Here is a 10660-nt window from a genome sequence, read left to right as displayed (position 1 = left end):
CGAGGCCATAGGCGAAGCCGCTCGCCACCTGCGTGAGCTCGTCGGCAGCCCTTCGGCAGAAACTCGGCGAAGGTGGGACAGCCCGTTTAGCTCACGAGTAGGCTTCATGGTTTCATGTTTTATTAATGTGGTTCAAACATGCGCAGGATGGGCTTATGGAAAACAGAACCGATGAAATGGGGGCTTTTGTGAGGTCGGTGGTGCAAATATGTCCATTTGGGTGGAACAAATCGTTCGTTTCATGGAACGATTGTTGCAATGAAACATAATTCTACCTTTATGAACGATTTGTTGCAGACAAGAATGGTCATTTAGTGTATCTTTGCAATCGAAAACAAACGAAACGAATATAAGGGGCATGGATATCCTGCATAGATGCAAGGAGCCGTGCCGACAAACTCCTTTACGAAGAGGGTTTGGTAAAACAGGATAGATGATAAGTTTTTAGGTTAATGATAATAATTAGGTTATTAGTTTGATTTAGGTAATTAGAATTTGGTAGGCTATTAGTTGGATTTGGTAAACTAAGGTTGATTTAGGTAATGATAGTTTCAATAAGGTACATATAGTTTTCTTGTGAAAGAAGTTTGTACGTCAGGATTAAGAATTTTCAATAGGGATTAGTTTCTTAAGGTAAAAAGATCGTTTCTGGATAGCATTTTCTCAATCTCCATTATTTTATTCACCATTCTCCATTCCCCAATACCACATTGAGCCCAAATCGGCCATTAGATTTCAATTCTCGTTACTGTTCAAGAAACCTTCCACACCAGAGAAACAGGCGACAGGCAAGGCGACACGAGGAAGTCCCAAGTATTTAAGAATGTTAAATAGCGCGGCAAATGCATTAAAAAAAGAAACGACCCGTCGCCTTTCCAAATATTCTTGCTATCTTTGAACAATCATTGATTATGGCATGAAAACGAAAGCAAAGACCTACATATTATTATTTATAATCACCTTGGCACCTTTTGCGGCTATGGCCCAGAAAATATCGTTGGGCTCTTGCACCATCGAGGAGCAAGGCGTGAAGGGCGTGTACAAAGGCGAGATGGCGTCTGGCAAACCTTATGGAAAGGGAAGCGCCCTCTACGAAAACGGCAACAACTATGAAGGGCAGTTTGTGAAGGGCAAGCGCCATGGCTACGGCACCTTCACCTTCGCCGATGGTGAGAAATATGAAGGCGAGTGGGTGCTGGGCCAGCAGAACGGGCGAGGCACCTATTATTTCAGCAACAACAACAAGTATGTGGGCCTTTGGTACCGCGACTACCAAGAGGGGCATGGAGTGATGTATTATTTCAACGGCGACAAGTACGACGGCAACTGGTACCACGACATGCGCCACGGAAAAGGCAAGTACACCTACGCCAACGGCGCCTTCTACACAGGCCAATGGAAGAACGACAAGAAGGAGGGCAAAGGCTTCTTCGACTGGGGCGACGGCACCACCTATGAGGGCGAGTGGGCCAACAACCAGCGGTGTGGCTATGGCGTGAACCGATATGCCGACGGCGATGTTTACAAAGGCCAATGGAAAGACGATATTCAGCAGGGCCGTGGCATCTACGATTTCCAGAATGGCGACCGCTACGAAGGCGACTACGACCAAGGAGAGCGTACGGGCGAAGGCATATTCAAGTATGCCAACGGCGACCGCTACACAGGCCACTTCAGCGACGGCGAGCGCGAGGGACATGGCTCGTTTGTCTGGGCCAATGGCGACCGCTACGAGGGCCTGTGGAAAGACGACCTGCTCAACGGTCATGGAAAGCTGACAAAGAAAAACGGCGACGTCTTCGAGTGCGACTTCGTGAATGGCAAAATCGATGGGCAGGTCATCATACACTACGCCAACGGAACCCGTTTCAAGGGCACATACAAGAATGGCCAACGCAACGGAAAGGCCATCGAGGAGACCAAGGACGGAAAGCGCTTCGAGGGATCGTATGTGAACGACAGGCGCGACGGCAAGTTTGTGGAGAAAGACCGCAACGGAACCATCCTCTTCACCGGCCATTATGAGAACGGCCGTCGCTTCAACGACCAATAAGGCAAGCAAGAACGCAATCATTTTAAAATACCAACTATGATTATTGACACACTTGACAATCTGGCTCGTTACGAGTCGCTCTATCCGCTCATAGCGGAGGTGGTGGCCTTCATGAAAAACCACGACCTGGAGAGTCTCGAAGCCGGAATGCATCCCATCAAGGGAGAGGTTGCTTATGTAAACATCCAGATGGCCAAAGGCAAGACGGAGAACGAGGCGGCCATCGAGTATCACCGCAAGATGATCGATATCCAGCTGCCCCTGGAGACCGACGAGCGCTACGGCTACACGCCATTGGCCGACCTGCCAGAAGCCCACTTCGATGAGAAGAACGATTTTGCCCTGTTGCCCGGCGTGCGCCCACAAACCATTTTCAACGTCAAGAAAGGGCAGTTTGTGCTTTTCACACCCCAAGACGGCCATGCGCCTTGCATCGCCGACAAAGAGCAGTTCAAGAAAGCCATATTCAAAATAAAAGCTTAAACATCATATCTATATCAAACTATGACAGCAAAGAAATTATCGGTCAAAGCGACGCCTAAGCACATTGGCATCGTGGCCAGCGACCCTTACCTCGAACCTTATGAGGCCGCCATCCGTGGTCGACACGAGCACGCATTGTGGAAAATAGGCCAGCTTACACGAAACGGCAGGCAAACCCTTTCCGATTTCGCCAATGGCTACAAATATTTTGGCCTGCACAAAGTGCCGCGTGGAGGATGGGTCTTCCGTGAGTGGGCCCCAACGGCCACCGACATCTACTTGGTGGGCGACTTCAACAACTGGACCGAGGACGAGAAATACCGTTGCAAGCGCATAGAGGGAACAGGCAACTGGGAGCTCAAGCTTCCCGCCAAGGCCATGAAGCACGGGCAGCTTTACAAGATGCACGTGAAATGGGACGGTGGCGAAGGAGAGCGCATCCCCGCATGGTGCCAGCGCGTGGTGCAAGACGAGGTCACCAAGATCTTCTCAGCGCAGGTGTGGGCACCGAAAACTCCCTACCAGTGGAAAAAGAAAAACTTCAAGGCCAACACCAACCCCCTGCTCATCTACGAGTGCCATGTGGGAATGGGGCAGGATGCCGAGAAGGTGGGAACCTACACCGAGTTTAAGGACAACGTGTTGCCACGCGTGGCCAAGGACGGCTACAACTGCATACAGGTCATGGCCATTCAGGAGCACCCCTACTATGGAAGCTTCGGCTACCACGTCAGCTCGTTCTTCGCGCCATCAAGCAGGTTCGGAACACCCGAGGAGCTGAAGGCGCTCATCGACGCAGCCCACCAGATGGGAATATCCGTGGTGATGGATATCGTCCACTCGCACGCCGTGAAGAACGAGGTGGAAGGCCTGGGCAACCTGGCCGGCGACCCCAACCAGTATTTCTATCCCGGCGACCGACACGAGCATCCGGCATGGGACAGCCTCTGCTTCGATTATGGCAAGGACGACGTTATCCATTTCTTGCTCAGCAACTGCAAGTATTGGTTGGAGGAGTTCCATTTCGACGGATTCCGATTCGACGGAGTGACCTCCATGCTCTATTACAGCCACGGACTGGGCGAGGCGTTCACCAATTATGGCGACTACTTCAATGGTCATGAGGACGACAACGCCATCTGCTACCTGACGCTGGCCAACAAGCTCATCCATGAGGTGAACCCCAAGGCCATCACCATCGCCGAGGAGGTGAGCGGCATGCCCGGGTTGGCCGCCAAGTTTGAGGATGGCGGCTACGGCTTCAATTACCGCATGGCCATGAACATCCCCGACTATTGGATCAAGACCATCAAGGAGCGCAGGGACGAGGATTGGAAGCCCAGCAGCATCTTCTGGGAGGTGAAGAACCGACGCGCAGACGAGCAGACCATCTCTTATTGCGAAAGCCACGACCAGGCGCTCGTGGGCGACAAGACCATCATCTTCCGACTCATCGACGCCGACATGTATTGGCACTTCAAGCAAGGCGACGAGAACGACATGGTGCATCGCGGAATAGCCCTGCACAAGATGATCCGTCTCGTCACGCTCGGAACCATCAACGGCGGATACCTCAACTTCATGGGCAACGAGTTTGGACATCCCGAGTGGATCGACTTCCCACGTGAGGGCAACGGATGGAGCTACAAATATGCGCGTCGCCAATGGAACTTGGTCGACAACCCCGAGCTCGACTACCATTTCCTGGGCGATTTCGACCGAAAGATGATCGAGGTGGTGAAAGGTGAGAAAAACTTCATCAAGACCCCCGTGCAGGAAATATGGCACAACGATGGCGACCAAGTGTTGGCCTTCATGCGTGGCGACCTGGTGTTTGTGTTCAACTTCTCGCCCACACGTTCCTTCACCGACTATGGCTTCCTGGTGCCCGAGGGCGACTACAAGGTTGTGCTCAATAGCGACGCCAAGGAGTTTGGTGGCAACGGGTTTGCCGACGACACCATGGTGCACCACACCAATTTCGACCCTGTTTACGAAAAGGACCATAAGGGCTGGCTGAAACTGTATATCCCCGCTCGCTCTGCCGTGGTTCTTAAAAAAGACAAATGAAAATCAGCACAATGATTAAAACCACAAAGAATGGCACCATCATCATGAGGGTGATGTGTGCCATTTTTTTCTTGTTGTTCACCTTTTTATACCTTTTCGAATACCAGGCCGACATCTTGGCCGTCACACAGCACGTGCTCGCACATGGCGTCACCCATTACAACCGCACCATCGGCGCCGTGTTGCTGACCATCATCCTATGGGTGCTGCAACTGGTGATATTTGGCCTGAGCGGCCTCTCGCGCCGTTTCCATGCGCTTACCTACCTGCCCTCGTTGCTGTTGCTGGGCGTGCTTACCGATGTAACATCCCATGTCGACCAAGAGCCTTATCTCGGCAATTGGTTGTGGGGCTTCCCCTTGATCATGGCGGGGTATGCCGGAGTGGTATGGGTGTGCCGGCAGTTGGAGCCGTTGGAACAATCGTCGGGCGATGTGGGCGTGTTCTCGCGCATATCATGGCAGAACCTGCTGGTCATGGTTGTCATGGCCTTGGTGGTGTGTGCCTTGGGCAACTCCGACCGCACGTTCCATTTTCGCATGCGCATGGAAGAGTGTATGGTCAAGGGCAACTTTGCCGAGGCCACGCAGGTGGGCGTAAAAGAAGCTGCTACCGACAGCAGCCTCACCATGTTGCGCGTGTGGGCGCTCTCAGAGAACCACATGCTTGGCGACCGCTTGTTTTCCTATCCGCTCGTGGGAGGGTCCGACGCCATGTTGCCCAACGGAGCCTCGGTGAAGCTCATGATGGCCGACGAACGTAAGTTGTACGCCCATCTGGGAGTGGTATTCATACAGAAGATGCGCCCTCGCGTTTACCTTGAGACGCTCCACAAGGCCCATCGGGCCACCGCAGCCGCCCACGACTGGTTGCTTTGCGCTTATCTGCTCGACCGCGACCTGAACCAGTTTGTGCGGCATCTCGCAAAGTATTATCCCATCAACGAGCAACTGCCCAAGCATTACAAGGAGGCCCTCATCATCTATAAACATACCACGAGCCATCCGCTCATAAGCTATTACAACAACGTGAAAGAGGCCGATTACGACGACTTTCAGGACTTAGGCGACAAGTATGGCAACAAGCGTGAACGCTACACGGCGCTGCGCGATAAATATGGCGACACCTATTGGTTCTATTATCATTACAAGCGTTGAGGAGCTATCCCATCAAACGTTGGGAACACTTGAGCCCCAAATCGAGTTGCCGTCGATTTGGGGCTATGTGTTGTTAGGCCGATTAGGGGTTATACTGCCGCAGAGCTCCCATCAGCTCGGAGTTCTCGGTCTTGGTTCCAATCGTAATGCGCAAGCACCCCTGGCAAAGCGTTACGCGTGTGCGGTTCCGCACAATGATACCTTTCTCCACCAGATAGTCGTAGATGGCTTGCGCATCGGTCATCTTGGCCAAGAAGAAATTGGCGTCCGACGGATACACTTGCTCACAAACAGGCAAGTCGATAAACGCCCGCATCAGCCTCGTGCGTTCCTGAAGCAAGATGGTAACCCATTTCTCCACATTCTCGCGCTCATTGAGCATCTCAAGGGCGTGCTGCTGCGTGAGCAGGTTAACGTTATAGGGATATTTCACCTTGTTGAACAGGTCGATGATGTCTTTGCTGGCAAACGCCATGCCCAAGCGCAAGGCTGCGCAACCCCAAGCCTTGCTCAGGGTGTTGAGCACAATGAGGTTGGGAAATTCCTGCAGGCGCGTGCGGAACACGGGCGCCGAGGAAAAGTCGCCATAGGCCTCGTCCACAACCACGATGCCGCCAAACTGGCGAAGCACACCCTCTATCTCCTCCACGGCCATGTTGTTGCCTGTGGGGTTGTTGGGCGAGCAAATCCAGATCACCTTGGTGTGCTTGTCGCAGCTGCGAAGCAGGCTGTCGGCGTGCATCGCATAGTGGGCGTCGAGCTGAACGGGACGGTAGCTCACGTCGTTGGTGTCGGCGCAAACCTTATACATGCCGTAAGTGGGTTCGATGGCCACCACGTTGTCGACGCCGGGGCGGCAAAACACGCGATAAACCAAGTCGATGGCTTCGTCGGACCCGTTGCCCAGGAAAATGTTTTCAGCGGGCACGTTCTTGATCTTCGCCAACTGCGCCTTCAGTTCCGTTTGCAACGGGTCGGGATAGCGGTTGTAGGGTGCGTTGTAGGGATTCTCGTTGGCGTCGAGAAACACACGAGCCTCTTTGCCGGCATATTCGTTGCGGGCCGAGCTGTAAGGGGCTAACTTCCATATGTTGGGTCTAACCAGTTCTTGTAGTGGTTTCATCTGCGATATTCTTTCCGGTTGGAGTAGGTTATACTTGTTTTCTATAATGGGCTCTGTGGACCCCCCTCGCCCCGAGGGCCATGGGGGCGGGGTGCCTGCCCTAAGTGCGCGTGTCGGCTTAGCGAAGCCCCAACTTGCTCATCCTGATGCGCATGGCTTGCGCGTGGGCCTCCAGTTGCTCGTTCTCGGCCATGCAGGCCACGGCATGCCCAATGCTGCCTATGCCAGCCTCCGAAAGATGCTGGAATGTTATCTTGCGGTTGAAACTGTCGAGGTTCACGCCATTGTAAGCCAAGGCATATTGGTGGGTGGGCAATGTGTGGTTGGTGCCGCTGGCGTAGTCGCCGGCGCTCTCGCACGCCCAACGTCCCAGGAACACGCTTCCCGCATTAACGACCTTCTCGGCCAACCTCTCATAATCGGAAGTGGCGATGATGAGGTGCTCGGGGGCGTAGGCGTTGCTCAGGTCCATGGCCTCGGCCTCGTCGCGCACAAGAACGAAGATCGAATTGTTGAGCGATTGTTGCGCTATCTCCTTGCGGGGTAGGGCGGCCAGCTGAACGTCAACTTGCTCGGTAACCTTTTGCAGCATTTCCTCGGAGGTGGTGATCAGAAAAACTTGCGAGTCGATGCCGTGCTCAGCCTGCGAGAGCAAGTCGGCCGCCACAAACTCGGCGTCGCTGCTCGCGTCGGCAACCACACACACCTCGCTGGGGCCAGCGGGCATGTCGATGGCTGTGTCGTGCAGGCTCACCAGTTGCTTGGCGGCCATCACATATTGGTTGCCAGGGCCAAAGATCTTGTAAACACGTGGAATGCTTTCGGTTCCATAAGCCATGGCGCCAATGGCTTGTACGCCACCAGCCTTGAACACATGGCTCACGCCTGCCACTCGGGCGGCCACCAAGATGGCAGGGTTCACCTTCCCCTCACGGTTGGGGGGCGTGCAGAGCACTATCTGCCTGCATCCTGCAATCTTGGCGGGGGTGGCAAGCATCAGCACGGTGGAGAAGAGGGGAGCCGTTCCGCCAGGAATGTAGAGCCCCACCTTTTCTATGGCAACGCTCTTCTGCCAGCACTCCACGCCCTCGCAGGTCTCAATCTTGTGGCTTTCAAACTGTTGTGCCTCATGAAACTTGGCGATATTGCGGTGGGCCAGCACGATGGCGGCTTTAAGATCGTCCGACACCAAACGCTCGGCCTCTTCCATCTCGGCCTCCGTTATCGCAAGCGTATGCAGCTGGGCATGGTCAAACTGCTCCTCATATTTCCTTACGGCATCGTCGCCATGGGCTTTCACCTCACTCAGGATGGAGGAAACCGTGGCGTGCAGTTGGGTGGTGTCTATCTGGGGGCGACGAATGAGGTCGGCCCATTGTTCTCTTGATGGATATTTTATGATCTTCATGATAGTGGCTCCGAATGATCTCTACATGATTATTTTCTCAATGGGGCTTACAAGGATGCCTTGGGCGCCCAAATCCTTTAGCTGGCCAATGATTTCCCAAAAGCGCTTCTCGTCGATCACGGCGTGCAGGGCGCACCAGTCGGGATCCGACAAAGGAATGACGGTCGGACTTTTTACGCCGGGCAGCACCTCGGTGATGGTGGCTATCTGATTCTTGGGAACGTTCATCATTACATATTTCTTGTCTTGGGCTGAGCGAACGGCCTCGAAGCGGAACAGCATTTGGTTCAGGATGTCGTGCTTTTCCTCATCCATGTTCCAGTTGCCGATAAGCATGGCCTCGCTCTTCATCACAGTTTCCACCTCCTTAAGATGGTTGTGGACAAGCGTGGAGCCCGATGACACAATGTCGAAAATGGCGTCGGCCAAGCCAATGCCCGTGCTAATCTCCACCGAACCCGTAATGACATGAACATCAGACTTGATGTTGTTGCTGTTCAAGAATGTGCGAAGGATGTTGGGGTAGGAGGTCGCTATTTTCCGACCGTTGAACCATGACAAGCCAGTATAGTTGACCACCTTGGGAACGGCCAACGACAAACGGCATTTGGAGAAACCCAAACGCAGGATGGTTTGCACGTCCTCGTGCTTCTCGCGCAGCTCGTTCTCGCCAACAATACCAATGTCGGCAACGCCACTCGCTACGCTCTGGGGAATGTCGTCGTCTCGAAGAAAAAGCACTTCGAGAGGGAAATTAGAACTTTCGACGAGCAATGTTCGTTTGCTCTCTTTTACCTGAATGTCTGCTTCCTTGAGCAAGTTCATTGTGTCCTCATAAAGGCGTCCTTTCGATTGGACCGCAATACGTATCATGCCTGTTTTTGTGTTTAAATGTTGTCGAATGAGCTATAAATGCTTAAAAATTGTGGCAAATATAGTCATTTTAGTTCATTTGTGCAATAAAAGTATTACTTTTGTGGCGAATTACCATGAAAGTCAACGCTTTTTACATATTTATTCTCCTTTTATTTTTCGTCTCCTGCACGGAAACGAAAAAGCAGGCTATGACCCCTTGGGGCACCTCCATAGGGGAAGATTCCATCCCTGCCAGCTCTTCGTTTGGCATGAGCGACATCCAGAACAATGGCGAATTGATCATGCTTACCCTGTCGGGTCCCGAGTCGTATTACGATTATCACGGACATGGCATGGGCCTGCAATATTTGCTTTGCGAGAAGTTCGCGGAGAAGATAGGCGTTTCGCTTCGCGTAGAGGTTTGCAAAGACACGACAGAGATGGTTGAGCGGTTGAAGCGAGGCGAGGCCGACGTCATAGCCTACCAGATTCCAAAGAGTTTCCGAGGCATCAGGTACGCAGGCGTGAGCGATGCGTCGCACAAGTCGCAATGGGCTGTCCAGGCCGACAATCAGGAGTTGGCCGATAGTTTGAACCAGTGGTTTAAGCCCGGCATGGTGGCCAAGATGAAGAAAGAGGAGAACTTCCTGCTTTCTACGCGTAGCATAACGCGCCATGTTTATTCGCCCATGCTCGACCGTTCGGGGGGCGTCATCTCCCATTACGACCATCTGTTCCGACGCTATGCGCCTTTGGCGCGTTGGGATTGGCGCTTGCTTGCGGCACAATGTTACCAGGAATCGACCTTCGACCCCAAGGCTCGCTCATGGGCAGGTGCCTGCGGACTGATGCAGATCATGCCGTCTACGGCCGACCATCTGGGCTTGTCGCGCGACAACCTGCACGACCCTGAGCAAAACATTGCGGCTGCAGCCAAGTACATACGCGAGCTCAACACCCATTTCCAGGATGTGCCATCGGCCGAGCGAACCCTCTTTGTACTGGCAAGCTACAACGGCGGCTATTTCCACATACGCGACGCCATGGCGCTCGCCACAAAGCATGGGCAGAATGCACACAGCTGGGCCCATGTGCGAGAGTATGTGTTGAAGTTGGGTAGCGCACCTTATTATAATGACCCCGTGGTGAAGCATGGATACATGCGCGGTTACGAAACGGTGGATTATGTAGACCGAATCAGGGCGCGTTGGGCACAATACCGTGGTGTGGCTGCCGGAGGCGGATCGGGCGCAGGCTTTATAACTCAGCCTGAGCGAGCGCAACGCAAGTACAAATGGCACCTGTAACGCCCGCAAAGATTCGTTAGTATTGTTAACAAAGCTTAATGAATTGACAAAACGCTTGTTATATCAAAAAGATTCATTACCTTTGCACCGCAAAAAGAAAACAACCCCATTCAGGGGGACGTAAGGTACCTTAGCTCAGGTGGTAGAGCAATGGACTGAAAATCCATGTGTCCTTGGTTCAACTCCAAGAGGTACCACAACAAG

At 53.1% G+C, this 10660-nt stretch carries 8 protein-coding genes and 1 tRNA gene; 6 read left to right on the top strand and 3 right to left on the bottom strand.

Annotated elements, in window-relative coordinates:
• Positions 1 to 916 precede the first annotated feature (916 nt).
• Genes KM934_RS08475 through KM934_RS08460 form a run of 4 tightly spaced genes read left to right on the top strand, consistent with a single transcriptional unit; the run spans position 917 to position 5763 of the window.
• Positions 917 to 2053, top strand: coding sequence for a phosphatidylinositol-4-phosphate 5-kinase (locus KM934_RS08475; protein ID WP_215760185.1), 1137 nt, complete (start codon positions 917 to 919; stop codon positions 2051 to 2053).
• A gap of 36 nt (positions 2054 to 2089) precedes the next feature.
• Positions 2090 to 2536 (top strand): YhcH/YjgK/YiaL family protein, encoded by a 447-nt coding sequence (locus tag KM934_RS08470; RefSeq protein WP_215760184.1) that lies wholly within the window; start codon positions 2090 to 2092, stop codon positions 2534 to 2536.
• A gap of 21 nt (positions 2537 to 2557) precedes the next feature.
• Positions 2558 to 4606: an alpha amylase C-terminal domain-containing protein gene (locus KM934_RS08465; protein ID WP_215760183.1), complete on the top strand. Its 2049-nt coding sequence runs from the start codon at positions 2558 to 2560 to the stop codon at positions 4604 to 4606.
• 11 nt (positions 4607 to 4617) lie between these two features.
• Entirely contained in the window at positions 4618 to 5763 is a 1146-nt protein-coding gene (locus KM934_RS08460) for a DUF6057 family protein (RefSeq protein WP_215760182.1), read from the top strand.
• Between the two features lie 82 nt (positions 5764 to 5845).
• Here KM934_RS08460 and hisC read toward each other — a convergent pair whose 3' ends face one another.
• The 3 genes from hisC to hisG all read right to left on the bottom strand — a co-directional run bounded on the left by hisC (position 5846) and on the right by hisG (position 9167).
• Entirely contained in the window at positions 5846 to 6886 is a 1041-nt protein-coding gene (hisC, locus tag KM934_RS08455) for a histidinol-phosphate transaminase (protein ID WP_215760181.1), read from the bottom strand.
• 118 nt (positions 6887 to 7004) lie between these two features.
• Complete coding sequence (gene hisD / locus KM934_RS08450) at positions 7005 to 8294, bottom strand: histidinol dehydrogenase (RefSeq protein ID WP_215760180.1); 1290 nt, start codon at positions 8292 to 8294, stop codon at positions 7005 to 7007.
• A gap of 21 nt (positions 8295 to 8315) precedes the next feature.
• Positions 8316 to 9167, bottom strand: a complete 852-nt coding sequence (gene hisG, locus KM934_RS08445) for an ATP phosphoribosyltransferase (protein WP_215760179.1) — start codon at positions 9165 to 9167, stop codon at positions 8316 to 8318.
• A gap of 116 nt (positions 9168 to 9283) precedes the next feature.
• Between hisG and KM934_RS08440 the strand changes: the two genes are divergently transcribed.
• On the top strand, positions 9284 to 10456 hold the full coding sequence (locus KM934_RS08440; protein ID WP_215760178.1) for an MltF family protein: 1173 nt from the start codon (positions 9284 to 9286) through the stop codon (positions 10454 to 10456).
• A 124-nt stretch (positions 10457 to 10580) separates the two neighbouring features.
• Positions 10581 to 10653, top strand: a tRNA-Phe gene (locus KM934_RS08435).
• The last annotated feature ends 7 nt before the right edge of the window (positions 10654 to 10660 follow it).

Source organism: Hallella faecis, assembly GCF_018789675.1.
Classification (GTDB): Bacteria; Bacteroidota; Bacteroidia; order Bacteroidales; family Bacteroidaceae; genus Prevotella; species Prevotella faecis.
Note: the sequence above shows the minus strand (reverse complement) of the source record. Positions and strands in the feature narration are given on the sequence as shown.